The sequence below is a fragment of the Algoriphagus sp. genome (assembly GCF_029254265.1).
In the GTDB taxonomy this organism is placed as follows: domain Bacteria; phylum Bacteroidota; class Bacteroidia; order Cytophagales; family Cyclobacteriaceae; genus Algoriphagus.
On sequence record NZ_JAQWXX010000001.1, the window covers coordinates 16351 to 32388 of the forward strand.

At 38.4% G+C, this 16038-nt stretch carries 13 protein-coding genes; 9 read left to right on the top strand and 4 right to left on the bottom strand.

Annotated features, from left to right (window positions below):
- Positions 1–60: 60 nt before the first annotated feature.
- From P8O16_RS00075 to P8O16_RS00100, 6 genes are all read left to right on the top strand, one after another.
- Entirely contained in the window at positions 61–1020 is a 960-nt protein-coding gene (locus P8O16_RS00075; RefSeq protein WP_300309577.1) for an alpha/beta fold hydrolase, read from the top strand.
- Positions 1021–1046: 26 nt separating this feature from the next.
- The gene (locus P8O16_RS00080; RefSeq protein WP_300309579.1) at positions 1047–1745 is read left to right on the top strand and encodes an SOS response-associated peptidase; all 699 of its coding nucleotides are present in this window, start codon (positions 1047–1049) and stop codon (positions 1743–1745) included.
- A 90-nt stretch (positions 1746–1835) separates the two neighbouring features.
- Positions 1836–2834, top strand: a complete 999-nt coding sequence (locus P8O16_RS00085; protein ID WP_300309581.1) for a 3-oxoacyl-ACP synthase III family protein — start codon at positions 1836–1838, stop codon at positions 2832–2834.
- Between the two features lies 1 nt (position 2835).
- Positions 2836–3402, top strand: a complete 567-nt coding sequence (locus P8O16_RS00090; protein WP_300309582.1) for a hypothetical protein — start codon at positions 2836–2838, stop codon at positions 3400–3402.
- Between the two features lie 127 nt (positions 3403–3529).
- Entirely contained in the window at positions 3530–5098 is a 1569-nt protein-coding gene (locus tag P8O16_RS00095; protein WP_300309584.1) for a toxin-antitoxin system YwqK family antitoxin, read from the top strand.
- 46 nt (positions 5099–5144) lie between these two features.
- Positions 5145–5309: a Lacal_2735 family protein gene (locus P8O16_RS00100; RefSeq protein WP_139316563.1), complete on the top strand. Its 165-nt coding sequence runs from the start codon at positions 5145–5147 to the stop codon at positions 5307–5309.
- Between the two features lie 53 nt (positions 5310–5362).
- On the opposite strand, the gene P8O16_RS00105 is transcribed toward P8O16_RS00100, so the two are convergent.
- Positions 5363–5884 (bottom strand): phosphoheptose isomerase, encoded by a 522-nt coding sequence (locus P8O16_RS00105; RefSeq protein ID WP_300309588.1) that lies wholly within the window; start codon positions 5882–5884, stop codon positions 5363–5365.
- A gap of 207 nt (positions 5885–6091) precedes the next feature.
- Here P8O16_RS00105 and P8O16_RS00110 point away from each other — a divergent pair, with 207 nt between their 5' ends.
- From P8O16_RS00110 to P8O16_RS00120, 3 genes are read left to right on the top strand one after another with little or no spacing between them, the layout of a single operon-like run.
- A complete protein-coding gene (locus P8O16_RS00110) occupies positions 6092–7339 on the top strand; it encodes an ROK family transcriptional regulator (RefSeq protein WP_300309590.1) in 1248 nt (415 codons plus the stop codon).
- 19 nt (positions 7340–7358) lie between these two features.
- Complete coding sequence (locus P8O16_RS00115) at positions 7359–10649, top strand: VCBS repeat-containing protein (protein ID WP_300309592.1); 3291 nt, start codon at positions 7359–7361, stop codon at positions 10647–10649.
- Entirely contained in the window at positions 10646–11962 is a 1317-nt protein-coding gene (locus P8O16_RS00120; RefSeq protein WP_300309594.1) for a vanadium-dependent haloperoxidase, read from the top strand. The genes P8O16_RS00115 and P8O16_RS00120 overlap by 4 nt, the downstream gene beginning before the upstream one ends.
- Before the next feature lie 34 nt (positions 11963–11996).
- Here the strand turns inward: P8O16_RS00120 and P8O16_RS00125 are convergent, their stop codons facing one another.
- From P8O16_RS00125 to P8O16_RS00135, 3 genes are all read right to left on the bottom strand, one after another.
- Complete coding sequence (locus P8O16_RS00125; RefSeq protein ID WP_300309596.1) at positions 11997–13859, bottom strand: FAD-dependent oxidoreductase; 1863 nt, start codon at positions 13857–13859, stop codon at positions 11997–11999.
- Positions 13860–13946: 87 nt separating this feature from the next.
- Positions 13947–14804, bottom strand: coding sequence for an ROK family protein (locus P8O16_RS00130; RefSeq protein WP_300309598.1), 858 nt, complete (start codon positions 14802–14804; stop codon positions 13947–13949).
- A gap of 23 nt (positions 14805–14827) precedes the next feature.
- Positions 14828–15982, bottom strand: coding sequence for a glycoside hydrolase family 18 protein (locus P8O16_RS00135; RefSeq protein ID WP_300309600.1), 1155 nt, complete (start codon positions 15980–15982; stop codon positions 14828–14830).
- Positions 15983–16038: the final 56 nt, after the last annotated feature.

A 16038-nucleotide genomic window follows, 5' to 3' on the forward strand; every position in this document is an offset into this window, starting at 1 on the left:
TCAAATTTAAAACTAGTAATTTCCCCATGCTTTTCAGCCCCAATCACTTATTCTTCTGAAATGCCTCTAATTCAAAACAGTACTTACAAAAGACCAAAATGGCTTTTCAATAGTCATCTTGAAACAATTTATCCTGCAATTTTCCGGAAAGTAGAACTCTCAAAACCTACTTCTGAACGAATCACCACACCTGACGGGGATTTTCTCGAATTGGATTGGTATCGCAACTCTAGTTCTAAACTCGTGATTATCAGTCATGGTTTAGAAGGTAACAGTTCTAGGGCGTATATGCTTGGAATGGCAAAAACATTTATTAAAAATGGATTTGATGTGTTGACTTGGAATTTTCGGGGTTGTGGAACCGAAATGAATAGTCAAGTAATCTTTTATCATTCAGGAGCTACTTATGATCTGGATTTTGTAGTGAAACATGCAGAAAAAGATTATGAAGAAATTCATCTGATAGGTTTTAGTTTGGGGGGAAATTTGACTTTAAAATATCTTGGAGAAAAAAAATCATCTATTCCAAAGATTAAAAAAGGAGTGGCAATTTCGGTTCCAATGCACCTGGGGAGTTCTTGTGAAAAAATATCCAAAGGTGAAAACACGCTTTATTCCAAACGCTTTTTAAAAACGCTCAAAGAAAAAGTTGTTAAAAAATCACTGGCTCATCCAGGCAAAATCCCAATTGGCACATTAAGAAATATAAAAACTTTATCAGATTTTGATGATTATTTTACTGGGCCACTTCATGGTTTTTCGGATGCAGCAGAATATTATGAAGTAAACTCTTCTTTATATTTCTTGGATCAGATAGAAGTGCCTTCATTGATCTTAAATGCACAAAATGACCCTTTCTTAAGCGAGAAATGCTTTCCTATTCACCTAAGCAGAAAATTGGAAAATATTTTTTTTGAATTCCCCAAACATGGGGGACATGTAGGTTTTAGCCCGGAAAATTCGGACTTGCCATACTATTCTGAGCAACGCGCTATTGAATTTATTGCCAAGGGTTTCTAACTTTCAGAACATAATCACTCAAAATCATGTGCGGACGATATTCTCTCAGTAAAAGTAAAATCGAACTTGAAGAACGATTTCAGGCGGAAATGCTACCGGATTTTACCCCACGATATAATATCGCTCCTACACAGTTGGTTCCCGTGATTACTTCACAGAGTCCTAAAGGCTTTTCCTTTTTCTATTGGGGTATCACGCCGGACTTTGGTCAAAATAGGCCAGTAGCCCAAAAGCTCATTAATGCGAGAGCAGAAACAGTGACTGAGAAAGTGACTTTTAAAAGCTCTTTTCAAAAAAGAAGATGCTTAATTCCCGCTGATGGATTTTATGAATGGAAGCGTTTAGGAAAAAAAACAAAAATCCCTTACAGGTTTACACTACGTGAAAATGAACTCTTTGCTTTCGCTGGAATCTGGGATGAATACGAGACAGTCAATGGCGAAATTCAACACACTTTTTTGATTTTGACTACAACTCCAAATGATAAAGTAGCTGAAATTCATGACCGGATGCCTGTTATTTTGGCCAAGAAGGATGAAAAAAAATGGCTTGATTCATATTCTTCAGAAGAGGAGTTAACACAAATTCTGAATCCTTTTCCTTCAGATTTAATGATGGGCTACACCGTTTCTCCATTGGTAAATTCGGTTGAAAATGACAACCCTACATTGATCCGAAAAACATCCCCCATGGATCAGCACGGAAACTATACGCTCTTCGGGTGAGTTAAATAGTGATCCTTCCATCACATCTTTTTTGTAAGAGTGAATGAAGGTCCGCATATTTGCCGTCCAATTTATAAACCCATAATAAAGATGAAGAAGTCCAGAATTCTAGGAGTAGGTCATTATGTACCAGAGCGTGTTGTGACAAATGATGATTTAGCCAAAATGATGGATACAAATAATGAGTGGATAGTAGAACGAACAGGAATTAGAGAACGGCATTGGTTCACACCTGGGGTTGACACGGTTACCTCCATGTCAAAAAACGCTTCAGAAATGGCGCTAAAAAGAGCTGGCGTCCTAGCATCAGAGATAGATTTTATAGTTTTTGCTACCATCACACCTGATTATTTCATACCTGGAAATGGAGTTCTTCTTCAGCGAGAACTTGGCATGGGAACAATTGGAGCTTTGGATATCCGAAATGCATGTTCTGGATTTATATACGCCCTCTCGATAGCAGATCAGTTTATCAAAACTGGGATGTACAAAAGAATACTTGTTGTGGGAGCTGAGATTCAATCCTCCGCATTAGATAAATCAGACGAAGGCAGATCCAGTTCGGTAATTTTTGCAGATGGAGCTGGTGCGATTGTACTTGGCGCAGTAGAATCAGATCAACCTGGCATCTTATCTACTCACCTTCATGCCCAAGGAGAATACGCTGAAGAATTATATTGTTCGGATCCGGGTAGTAGCCGTGAAGTTCGAATTTCACAGGAATTAATTGACTCTGGAAACTTCAACTTAAAAATGAATGGGAATGCAGTATTCAAGCATGCAGTTGTTCGATTCATGGAGGTGATCAAAGAGGCTCTTAATGCGAATCATTTGGATAAATCAGCTATCGACCTTTTAGTACCACATCAAGCGAACCTCCGAATCAGTCAATACATCCAGCAAAAAATGGGACTTCCTGATGAAAAAGTATTCAACAATATCATGCATATGGGAAATACAACTGCAGCAACTATTCCGATTGCATTGAGCGAAGCTTGGGAACAAGGAAGAATCAAGGAAGGTGATTTGATTTGCTTGGCTGCATTTGGTTCAGGATTTACTTGGGCTTCTGCCTTGCTAAACTGGTAATATGGAGGAAAACATTCCAAAATTAGACTTGCAGCTCTGGCTTGACAAGGAATTGTTTCAGAGTCAAAACAAATTAAAAGCGGGATTTTGGGATCTTTTTTCACAGATCGGAAATGAAATTGACACAGCTATTTTAGCTAAGATTCATTTTAAAAGTAAAGGGATAAAGCTGTCGAAGGGAGGGGATTTACTTGGATTCCCCTACCATGTTTTGGATTTGATTAGGGATTTCGATCCTGATAGAGGTTTAAATATTAGAATTCTAAATTGGTTTGGCCAAGGAATGTATCTCTTTGTACATTTTGGTAAAAACCATCCACTTTCTTATGAAGACTATTTTTTTCAAAATAGCTTTTTTTATGCTTTAAGCTCATCTCCTTGGGACTATCCTGATTTAATTTTAAAGGAATTGAAAACCACCTCCCCAACTGCAGCAGAGATGAATTCTATGAAATTTCACCAGTATTTTAAAAAAATTAACATCGAATGCCAATCTAGTAATCCTAAAAAGATGATCTTGGAAGAATTAAAAAATTTGTTAGAGTTCTTCCTCTTAAAAATGGAATAAAAGAAGATTTAACTTATTTTTAAACAGGAATCGGATTCTTCCGTACAATAATCGAATTGAATAGAAAAAGACTTTTCTTTTTTCACAATCCGGTTAACCCTCCGGCTTGATCCGTAACAAAGACTGTATGAAATACCTCCTTATCGGCTTTATTCTTTTTAGTACTCAACTTTTTGCCCAAGAATCAAACTTGATTCGACAATATAGCCCTGACTCTACAATTATGGCTACAGGGGTGGTCACCAACAGTTTGAGAGAAGGTCTTTGGAAATTTTATGATCCAAAAAGCAACAATATTCTTACTGAAGGCACATTCAAGAAAGGCTTAAAAGAAGGCACCTGGATATCCTATTATCCAGATGGTAAGAGGAGTATTGAAGCTGAGTATAAAGACGGAAAGCTTTTTGGTCCAGCGAAATATTATGATCCAGCAGGAGCTTTAAAGTATGATATGATTTTCCAGGATAGCGTTTTGGTTGGAAAATTCACTCAATACTACGGCAAAACCGGGAATCAGGAATTTGTCTCCCCTAGTCAAGTCTTAATGGAAGGTTTATACGAAGCAGGTGAAAAAACTGGTCAATGGCTAAAGTTTTATCCAAACGGAGAAATTTCTTCTAGAGAATTTTATGTCAAAGGAAAGAAAGAAGGGCCATTTATCGAATACGATTACTATGGCGAACTCATTACTGAGGCTATGTACAAAAATGATCTTCTAGAAGGGACTTATAAGGCGTTCACTTATGAATCAAACTTGATAGAGGAAGGCAACTTCTCAAAAGGAAAAAAAGTCGGGGAGTGGAAACGGTATTTCCCAGGAACAAAAAACCTAGAAGCAGAAGAATATTACGATGAAAATGGGAATCGGGTCGGCACTTGGAAATATTACTATGAAAACAAGCGCTTAGCACGTATAGAAAAGTATGAAAATGGTATTGCAGTAGGTACATGGGAAGAATACTATCCTAATAAATCTATCTCGAAACGAAAAACCTATGAATTAGGTGTTCCAGTTGGTGATTATATCGAGTATCATAGCACAGGTGAAATTTCAGTATCCGGTCAATATTCAAATGGTATGAAGACAGGATTATGGAGAAGTTTTTTTCCTGACGGCGAAATTTATTCTATCGGAGAATATCGAAATGATTTGAAAACCGGTCTTTGGAAATACTTTAATAAAATTGGAATTCTAATCGCGGAGGGAGAATATAGCTTAGGGATGGAAGTCGGTCAGTGGTTCTATTACTACGATGGAGGCCAACTCAAGTCAGTAGGAACCTATGAGCTGGGATTTGAAAACGGTATTTGGGGTCTTTTCTATGATAATAAACAGTTGACCCAAGAAGAAATTTGGGACAATGGAAGACTGATGAACGTTAGTGATTACAACAATTACACTGGAAGCAAAAAACTAGACAAAGGAACCTTGAAAGATGGTAATGGTACCCGAATCACCTATTATGTTTCTGAAAAGAAAGAATCTGAAGGAACTTACAAGTCCGGAAAACCCAGTGGTATTTGGATCTTTTATCACGAAAATGGCCGAAAAGCTTCTGAGGGTGTAATGGTCGATGGAAAAAAAGAAGGACCTTGGAGATATTACAACCCAGCCGGAAGGTTAGAAGATTTAATCAATTATAAAGGTGACGAAATTGTGGAGAATCAGCTTCCAACCGTTCAAGAATTCAATTAACTCCAAACCATTTCCCTAGAATCAGGTTCTTCTTAAAAAAGAAATCATGTTTGGACTATTCAAAAAAAAATCCGAGAAAGAAAAACTTCAGGAAGCTTATGCTGCAAAATTAGCTGAAGCTCATAAAATGTCCACCTCCAATAGGACTGCGGCAGACAAACTCAGCGCAGAAGCTGAAGAAATAGCCAAAAAAATTGACTTGTTGAAGTAATTATTGACTTGCCTATAAACTGAAAAGCCTGATTGATATCAGGCTTTTTCTGTTTAGGATCTTGAATAATCATCTTCAAGTCGTACAATATCATCTTCATCGGATGGATTAGTTGAATCTGAATGAACCCAAATTTCAGCTACTATTCCCCAACCATCTAAACCAACCAAACGATGTCGCTCTCCTTTTTCTAAGGAAACAGTTTCTCCTAACACCATTTCTATTAATTCTCCTTGTTCATTGGTTTGACTTCTCACGATTCCCGATTCACCTGAGATCAATTTCCAGAGTTCGGATCTGCGAAAATGATATTGCCAAGAAAGTCTTGCTCCAGGTGACACCAAAAGAAGTTTAGGGCTCAATTTCTGTGAAAGTTGATTTTCCGACAACTCAACTTCATCAAAGTAAGTTGATTTGAATTTCGCTATTTGAGTTTCATCCAAAACAAAAAAACCTCCCCAAGGTCTTGATTGATCTATTTTCGAAATATGAAACCCCTCTCTCATCAAATAATGACTGACTTTTTGAAAAACCTCTTCTTTACTCAAGTCTGCCTCTAGGGTAAAATATTGCATGGAAATTATTTTTTTTCAAAAATAGAGCTTTCTGGAAAAGAAAAGATGTATGATTATTAAATACATTTGAAATCTTTTCAGATAATCAAACCAACTCTGATAATTTTTTTATCAAAAATTGATAAACCACAGTCTGTTATTCTATTTTTTTTAAAAAGTATTTTTTGAAACATGAAAATTCGCTTAATTCAAGTGTAACTTTAGCATATGAACCTGATTAATCCTCAAGCTGTCATCGATAAGATGGATGGCGTGGTAGAGATAAAGAGCTACCTCAACAAAATAAAAATCATCAAAAACCTCTACCAAAAAGGAGCAAACACCGCTAGTGAGATCTGCAGTGAAGTTGGAATCTCCCTACCCACCGTAAACTCACTGCTTAGCGATCTTATGGAAAATGGAGAGGTCATCAAACATGGAAGAGCAGAGTCTCAGGGAGGAAGAAAACCCGACCTTTACCGCTTAGCCGAAGACGCTTTCTATGTACTCTCCGTAGACCTTTCCAAATTCAACCTTAATCTTGGTCTTTACTCTTGTACACAGCAATTAACCTTTCCGAAAGAAAGCAAAAAGATCAACTTAAATAATGAGCAAGAAACATTTGAGCTGATCTGTAACTATATAGAAGACTATCTCCAGCGATCCGGAATTGAACCCTCAAAAGTAATTGCAATTGGCATTTCCATGCCAGGACTATTAGACTCCCTTGGCGGGGTAAATTATACGTATCTGAGATTCGGAAAAAAGACTCTTTTAGAGAATCTCGAAGCCCGCTTCAACAAAAAAATCTTCCTTGAAAATGACGCAAGGGCAATGACCTTAGCCGAGTTTAAATATGGTACTGAGCATAATTACAAAAACGTACTTGGACTATTTATTGGTTGGGGTATCGGTTTGGGGATTATCATAGACGGGAAAATATACCAAGGTGCATCTGGTTTTGCAGGAGAATTCAGTCACTCCCCCATCTTTGAATCTAGAGATATTACCTGTTCCTGCGGAAAAAAAGGATGTCTAGAAGCTGTAGCCTCAGGGACCGCAATTGTAAAAAAAGCAGAGCAAGCCATTCTTTTGGACAAAAATGGTATTCTGGCCAGAATGGTAAGAGATCACGAAGGTGAACTTGAACCAGGTCTAGTAGTAGAAGCTGCATTATCAGGAGATCAACGAGCAATCACGATTTTATCTGAAGCGGGACTTGATCTTGGAAGAGGAATCTCAATGCTTATTCAATTACTCAATCCTGAATTGATCATTATCGGTGGATCTGTAGCTGAAGCAAATCAGTACCTGATTACTCCAATACAGCAAGCGCTAAATATTTACAGCATGGCCAAATCAAGAGAAAAGACTAAACTTTCGCTCTATCAACTTGGTGAAGATGTTGGTTTGCTTGGAGGTGTAGCTGTAGTTAATGAAAAGTTATTTGATGATTTGATTACCCGGTTTGGATAAGTTCTAAGAATCAATTCACATGATCATCCAATTCATTCAAAAAATAGCATCAATTACAACCCTAGGGTTTATTTTAAATCTTTCAATGGTTTGTAATACTTTTTCCCAAACAGATTTTTCGACCAATTTCCAAAGGATAAACTCCAGAAAAGCAGGCGTCACTTTTAAAAATCAATTAAAGGAAGATGCTAATAACAATATTCTGAGATACGAATATTTCTACAATGGTGGAGGTGTCGCTGTTGGAGACTTAGATAATGACGGCCTGGAAGATATATTTTTCACAGGAAATATGAGTTCCAATAAAGTCTATAGAAATCTTGGAAATCTAAAATTTGAAGATCTGAGCAAGAAGTCCGGCCTTGAAGGAAAAGAAGTCTGGACTACAGGTGTCTCGATGGCCGATGTAAATGGGGATGGCTTATTGGATATCTATGTTTGCTACTCCGGGAAGGGCGAACCGAAAGAACGAGGAAATGAACTTTGGATCAATCAAGGGAACTTCGTTTTTAAAGAAGAGGCTGCAAGTTTTGGAATCGCAGACCAATCCAATAGTACACAAGGGTTATTCTTTGATTTTGATCGTGACGGGGATCTTGATTTATATCTTCTAAATCATCATATCCAAGTCATCAATGAATTGGAATTTGATGAGGCAAAGACAGTTCGCCACCCCTTTGCAGGAGATAAATTGTATCAAAACGACAATGGTAAATTTATCGACATCAGTGAGAAAGCTGGCATAAAAGGCTCTGCATTAGGCTTTGGTTTAGCCGTTATCGCTTCAGATATCAATCAAGACGGCTGGATGGATCTACTGGTTACCAATGACTACATCGAACCAGACTACCTTTATATTAATAATCAGGATGGTACCTTTTCGGATCGAATCACTGATTATTTTCAGCACATCTCTCATTTCTCCATGGGAGCAGATATTGCCGATATCAATAATGATGGCAACCCTGATGTCTATACTCTTGACATGCTTCCGGAAGATAATGAGCGGCAAAAACTCCTTTATGGTCCTGAAAATTATGAGCAATACGCCTTGATGATCCAAAAGGGTTTTTACCATCAGAATATGAGAAACATGCTTCAACTAAATCTTGGGGATGGATCATTTTCAGAAATCGGTCAACTTTCCAATATTTCCAATACCGATTGGAGCTGGTCTGCTTTATTTTTTGATGCCACGAATAGCGGATACAAAGACCTTCTGGTTACCAATGGATATTTTCGTGATTACACCAACCGCGATTTTTTAAAATACAAAGGAGATTATTATTTCAAACAGGCTGTCGCAAATGAAAAAGCTGACACGCTTCATTTGGTCACCACAATGACCTCTACGCCAGTTCATAATTATTTCTTCGAAAATCAGGGAAACTTGGAATTCAAAGATCGTTCTATGGACTGGGGTTTTGAAGAAAAAATATTTTCAAGTGGTGCTGCCTACTCGGATTTGGATAATGACGGAGATTTGGATTTGGTTATAAACCATTTGAATGAAACTGCTGGAATCTATGAAAACAGAGGAGAAACAGGTAATTGGTTAGAAATACAGCTAAAAGAAAAGTCCAAAAACACCAATGCTATAGGGGCAAAAATCCAAGTCAACTTAGGCGATTCAAATCAATTCTTTGAAATGCAACCCGTTCGAGGATTTCAATCTTCTGTAAGCCAACGAATACACATAGGTTTAGGTGAAATAGAAACTGTCAAATCACTACAAATAACATGGCCAGACGGATCCCTGCAAGTATTAGAGAATATTGAGAAAAATCAAATTTTAACGATTTTAAAAGAATCGAATTCTCAATTTTCTGAGAAGCAAAAAACTGAACCTATTTTAATTTCTTCTGACAAAGTGCCTCCTTTTATCCCACAATCAGTTGGCTTCAATGACTTCAAAAGACAGCCTTTGATGCTCACGATGCCAAGTTATATTTCTCCAGCATTAGCAAAAGGCGATTTAGATGGCGATGGAAATGAGGAGGTTTTTATCGGGGGTACAAAAGGTCAATCCGGAAAAATTTTCTCAAACATAAATGGAGAGTGGGTTCCTTATGCAAGATTCACTTCCAGTACTTCAGTCACAGATGCTGTCGCTATTTTCGAAGATTTCAACAATGATGGAGCACTTGACCTTTATGTTGGAAGTGGAGGCTATCAGGATTACATTGGTTCAGATGAAGCTCTAGAAGATCGGCTTTACCTCAATGACGGCAATGGTAAGCTAACTAAAGCTCCCTTTCCAAATTATAAATTCAGCACGGGAACGGCACAAGCTATCGATATCAATAAAGACGGTTACCTCGACTTATTTATTGGAGCTAGGATGATTCCAGGTAGATATCCTCTAGTAGCAGGTAGTAAAATTCTTATTAATGATGGCGAAGGCACATTTACCGATCAGACGGTTGCATTTTTACCACATGAGGGTAAAATAGGCTTAGTAACTTCATCCCAAAAAATGGACTTCAATGGGGATGGTTTCGAGGATTTATTGGTAGCCGGGGAGTTTATGAATTTGACTTTCCTAATTAATGAAAGTGGCAAAACCTTCTCTGACCAAAGCCAAAAATACTTAGCCTCTCCTCTTTCAGGTTGGTGGGGAAGTTTAGCTTTAGGCGATTTTGATTCAGATGGAGATTTGGATATCGTAGCAGGAAATTTTGGTTTGAATTCTCAATTTGAAGCAAATGAGCAAAAACTTTTGAAGCTCTATTCGGCTGATTTTGATCAAAATGGATCAATTGACCCCATCTTGGAATGTTTCATTGGAGACCAAGCTTATCCATTCCCAAGTAGAGATGAGCTTCTGGATCAAATGGTAAGTATGCGAAGTAAATTCACTGATTATGCGAGCTATTCCAAGGCGAAAATGAATGACTTATTTTCATCAAAAGAATTGGATGATGCTCAGATTTTGACCGCTAATACCCTAGAATCCATTTATCTCGAAAACACATCAGCAGGTTTTGTCCCCCACGCTCTGCCAAAAATTGCACAAGCCTTCCCTATTTATGCCATTCTACCTATAGATATAAACCATGATGGGAATTTAGATCTAGTCTTGGGGGGAAACCAAACCTTCACCAGAATCCGTATTGGTTTGATAGATGCAGGGTTGGGATTGGTCCTAAGCAATGACGGAAAGGGAAATTTCAAGGCACTTCTCCCTTCTGAATCAGGGCTCAATATAAAAGGAGACATCAAATCAATATTGCCAATAAATGTAGATGGAGAAACCCAGCTCCTTTTTGGTATTAATCAACAGGCTTTACAATTATTTAAGGTCAAATGAATTCACTAAAAACATATTTGCTATTGGCAGGATTGACGATTTCACAGTTAGTCCATGCTGAGCCTAAGTCTCCAAATTGGCCAAAAATCTATACAGATAAACTCTTTCATTTGACCGAAATCATGGTAACTGACGTGGCAAGTCCTCCAGTTGCCGCTAGAATCTATGCTTACGCTACCTTAGCTTCCTATCTAACTATAAAAGATCAAGGAATCGAATTCAAGCATTCTTCGCTTTTGGGAGGCACTTACCTAACCAAGAATTCTTGGTCAATTACAAAGACTACTTTAAAGTCTCCAGAATTTGCTGCAATCATCGCAATGCTTCAAGTGGGTGAAGCAATTATGCCCTCAGGTTATTTACTTAAGGAAAAACAGGAAGAATGGATTTCAGAAGCATTAAAAGCTAAAATCATTTCCAAAAAAGAGCTTCAGGGTCATTTGGAATATGGAACTGAAATTGCAAAATCAGTAATGGCAGTTGCCAAACAAGATGGCTATCTTCAACTCTCTACTTTAACCAGATATACTCCTTCGCAAGGAGAAGGCTTTTGGTACCCTACTCCGCCTGCTTATATTGCTGCCGTAGAGCCTGAGTGGAAAACCATCAAACCATTTTTCATTGAGGATTTAGCGGCATATAAACCTGCCTCGATGGCTCCTTTCAATCTTACGGAAGGCAGTTCCTTTCATACACAATTGATGGAGGTATATACAGTAACTCAAAAATTAACTGAAGAACAAAAACTGATTGCGAATTTTTGGGATTGTAATCCATTTATGGTGGATTTCAGCGGGCATATGGCGATTGGAATAAAGAAAATATCACCGGGAGGACATTGGATTGGAATTACTGGGATTGCTGCAGAAAAGCAGCAGTTATCATTTGCAGAAACTGCCTATGTACACGCTTTGGTAGGATTAACACTCCATGATGCATTTATTTCTTGTTGGCAAGCCAAATATGAAACGAATAGAATCCGACCTGAAACTGTCATTAATCAAAAGATGGATCAACGTTGGAGACCCTTGTTACAAACTCCCCCTTTCCCAGAATACACTTCAGGTCACTCGGTCATCAGCCGAGCTTCTGCAGTGGTATTGACTGGTTATTTCGGCGATAATTTTGAGTTTATTGATAGCTCCGAAACCTACTTTGGGCTACCCGAACGACCATTTAAATCCTTTTTACTAGCTTCTGAAGAAGCGGCAATTTCCAGATTATATGGAGGAATTCACTTTCGGGATGCAATTGAAGAAGGGGTCAAACAGGGAGAAAAAATCGGGAAGATGATTTGGGAGAAAACGAAGTAAATCAAATTCTCCTCTATTCTCCTTTTTCGATAGCTTATTTAAACTCCCCTTCCCAATTCACTTCCACTTCAAAAGGATTAAGTAACTCATCAATCAAAACTGCAACTTCCAACCGATTCAATTTTTTATCTGTGGTAAATTGACCAGAAAGTCCAGTTCGCTTATAAGCTTGAGCAATTTCCAAAAGTGGAGTGTTTGGTTTTACTTTTTCCAAGATCATCTGAAATCGCTCACCTGTCAATGAAGTTCCTGATGCTCCCCAGAAATCTTTCAGTTCTGAAAAGATCGGTCTTAGCCCATCTACCAATTCATATTCGGACACCAAGCGTTCTGGATAAAACCAGGTCTGATTAGCCCATAAATAAGGTACACCTTCACCTTTCAGAACGCCGCTAACTCCGATTTTCTGTACCGCCTGAAAATGTGGGCTTGAAGGATCGATATCAATAAAAGGCATTAAATAAGCGCCTTGATCCAAAAGGGTTTGCTGAACAGATCTAATGGAAACCTCGGCTGGAGCTTTTTTAGTCTTCAAAGAAACGCAAGCCAAAGTTCCTGCCGCTTGGCCTATTCCCAGGACCACAGGCTGAAGTCGCGTAGCTCCATTGACAATATTGGAAACTGATATACTTTTTTCTGCCAAGATCAATCCTTTATGATCTTTTGGTACCAAAGCTCCTAGAGGCACATTGTAAGATGGCACCCGGATTTTGATAAAATCAATAGCTGGAGCTTCCAAATTCTTTTTATGATGATGATCAATGGTATAATCTCCTACTATGGCTCCTGTACGATAATAGGGATTTGGGGCGGTATATGGATTTAACACATAAGGCAAGGTGAAATCCACCAAACCATAATATCGTCTGGATTCACGATGGTAGGGAATCATCGGCAGATCATCTGCAGTAGGATATTCTTCCTCAGCAAGGCCCAAATGTTTAAAACCTAATTCGTATTGAATATAGTAGACAAACCTGAGCGTAGCAGCTTTTGCGGCTTTCAAAGCTTCTCTTCGCTCATCCCTATCCATTTCCACAATATTCAGGTAATAATCATTTCCACAATTAGGCCAGTTAATCATGTATTTACCATTCGGTAATTTGCCATAATCCAGCATTTTACCGCAGTCCAAAGTAGGGGCATTATCTGTAGTGGGATCAGCATGAGCACAAGCGCATGCAAATTCAGTAGGATCGTAATTTGCTGGTTTTGGAATTGTCTTATCAGCTCCCGCTCCATAATCTTGAAGCGTAGCCACATAGGTCAAGTCCTGAATAATATTGTTGGCTTCGACCGGAGCATAGATTTCACCAATTACCCCACTTGCATCCATTCCTAGACGGTATTTTAATCCTTGTGCCGCAGCCACATCACCCAATTCTGTAGCATCGATCAAGAGTGTGCTGGTCACAGTAACTTCTTTACCAGCCTTGACAAAAGTGACAGTCCAAGTTTCCTCCTCATAAATCGCTGTATTCCATATACTTTCAAAGGAAATTTCAAGGTTTGGAGTTTGGGATGCTAATTTTTGCAGTAGTTCACTAGCTACTTTCGGTTCAAAAAGTGTATTGCTGACCCAGCCGGTTGCCATGTTTTTCGGACCTCCGTAATACTCCTCCAAACCCTGCTTAAATTCTCCATAAAAACCTCCGGAGATCTTATCATTCCCATCAATTGCAGAAACTCCTGCTGCTGTCAACATCCCTCCTAGCCAAGTACTCTCTTCTATTATAAGCGTTTTTATCCCAAGTCTTCCCGCCGAAATTCCAGCTGAAGTTCCACTGGCTCCTCCACCTACGACGATGAGATCAAAACTTTGCTGTGCGAAACTTTTAAAGGAAAAGAGTTCTATCAGGAGAAAAGTAACCAGAACTATAAAGTGTCGATTTTTCATGTGTTTAGAAGCGATTAATATTGGTCACAAGGAATCTCGCATGGTAATTAAACGTCTCAGTTTTTGACTAGTTAGTCATGCTCGATTTCATAATTTATGATTTTTAATATAGGGTTGGCAAGCACCAATAAGTGCCGCTTGCTCTCCCAAGGTTGAAATTTCAATCTTTACAGAACAGCCGTTATGAGAAAGATATTGGTTCATGGCTGGTAAAAACAACTGATGAAGTAGCGCAATTTTTCCACCTAAAATCACTGCCTCAGATTGAAGTCTGATAAGATAAGGGAACAAAAATTCTCCCAGTGTTTTTCCAAAAACATCAAAGAGTAGGGCAGCTTTTTCCAAATCAGAATCAACCAAATCCTTAACTCCTGTAATATTCAAATCAAACTGCTTTTTGGCTTCTCGAACAAACCAACTTGTACCTAAATAATCCTCAGCAATTCCACCTCTAAAGGGTGCTGTCCAAAGTTTTGCATCTTTGACCACATCCTCCACTTTAATCGCAGAGCCAAGTCCAGTACCGAGTGTAATTCCAATTGAATTCTGGAAGCTTTTTCCCGAGCCTGCCAGACTTTCCCCTAAAAGAAAAGCCTCTGCATCATTTGTAAATTGAATATGATTGGAAGGTATTCTCAGCGACTGTGCAAGTAGATTTTTGACAGAAACTTTGTAAAGTGCTTTCATTTTCCCTTGATCCTGAATCAGAGATACTCCAGCTGGATAATCATAGGGACCGGGCATAGCGATTCCTAACTGAAAGTTCTCTGAACCATTTGCTGTTGCTAGGATCACGTCTGACCAAGATGAAATTAATTCTTCGGAAGAAACTGATGTGTCAACAGAAGACTCTTCTAGATCATACAGACCTAGCTCCCCTCCTTCAAAATTTATGGAAGCTGCTGAAATATGAGAACCACCAATATCTACTCCAATGAGTTTCATGATTTAAATTAAAAATGAGGAATTTATCTTTTGAGCTTAAAATCGTTCAAAGGTCTTTTAATATTAATGTCAATCGCATCCAATAATGAGCCAGAAGGATCTTCCGAAAGCTCCCAAAACATCACTCCCGCAAGTTGCTCTTTTTTCATAAAATAGATCTTATGCTCTATGGATCTTCGGCTTTCAAAAGTCACCCATTCCCGATTTTCTTCAGAATACAAAAAAGGATTTTCTGAATTATAATCCCACCATTCTCGATAGGAAGGATTACTTTGTAATTCATAGATTTTATCCTGAGAAAGCCCTCGATCAAAAGTTCCAGGTTGGTAAAGCCCATTATTTTCAGGACCAACATCTTTCCAACGCTTGCCGTAAAACGGGATTCCTACAACTATTTTTTCTCGAGGAATTCCAAATTCAATATGATCCATTACTGCGGATTCCACAGATCGATTTCGTTTTGCTGCTGGCATTAAAGCTGGGTTTCCCTTATACAAATTAGCATGATGACCTGTGGTGTCATCTCCTGCACCAAAAAGATCATAACTCATGATATTAATTAAGTCCAGATACTGTTGAGCAGTACGGAGGTCATTTACTTCAAGATATTTCCGAAAACCTCCGGTAGCAATTGTTGATAGATAGTGCTTGTTATCAATCGCGCCAAGTGAGTCCAAAGCCTCTCTGAAGCTTTTAAGCATTGCTACAAAGTTTTCCTTATCAACATCTCTGACGACATTATTATCGCCTTGGAGTGCTGGATATTCCCAATCAAAATCCAGTCCGTCTAATCGGTGCTTAATTAAAAAATCGATTCCAGAAGCCGTTATTATTTTTCGACTTTCCGGTGTCAGAGCTGCATCAGAAAAACCTTTGGACCAAGACCATCCTCCAATCGAAACCAGTACTTTAAGGTTTGGATTCCGAGATTTGAGTGAATGAAGTTTCAAAAAGTTTAAGCTATCCCGCTCTTCAAGCCCATCACCGGAGCGAATTATTCCATCTACCACATTAGCAAATGCATAATTGATATGAGTTAGTTTTTCTACAGGTATTTTTTCAGGTTCAACATCTTTCCAACCAGCAATGTATCCGATTACTACCTTGTTTGGATTTGATTGGGCGAAATTTTCCTGAAAAAGAAATAAAAAGAGGAAGATCAAAAGATAGTTTTTCATAGAATTAGGTTCTATATAAATAAAGATAGAGGCCCGGGAGACCCAGAACCTCTATC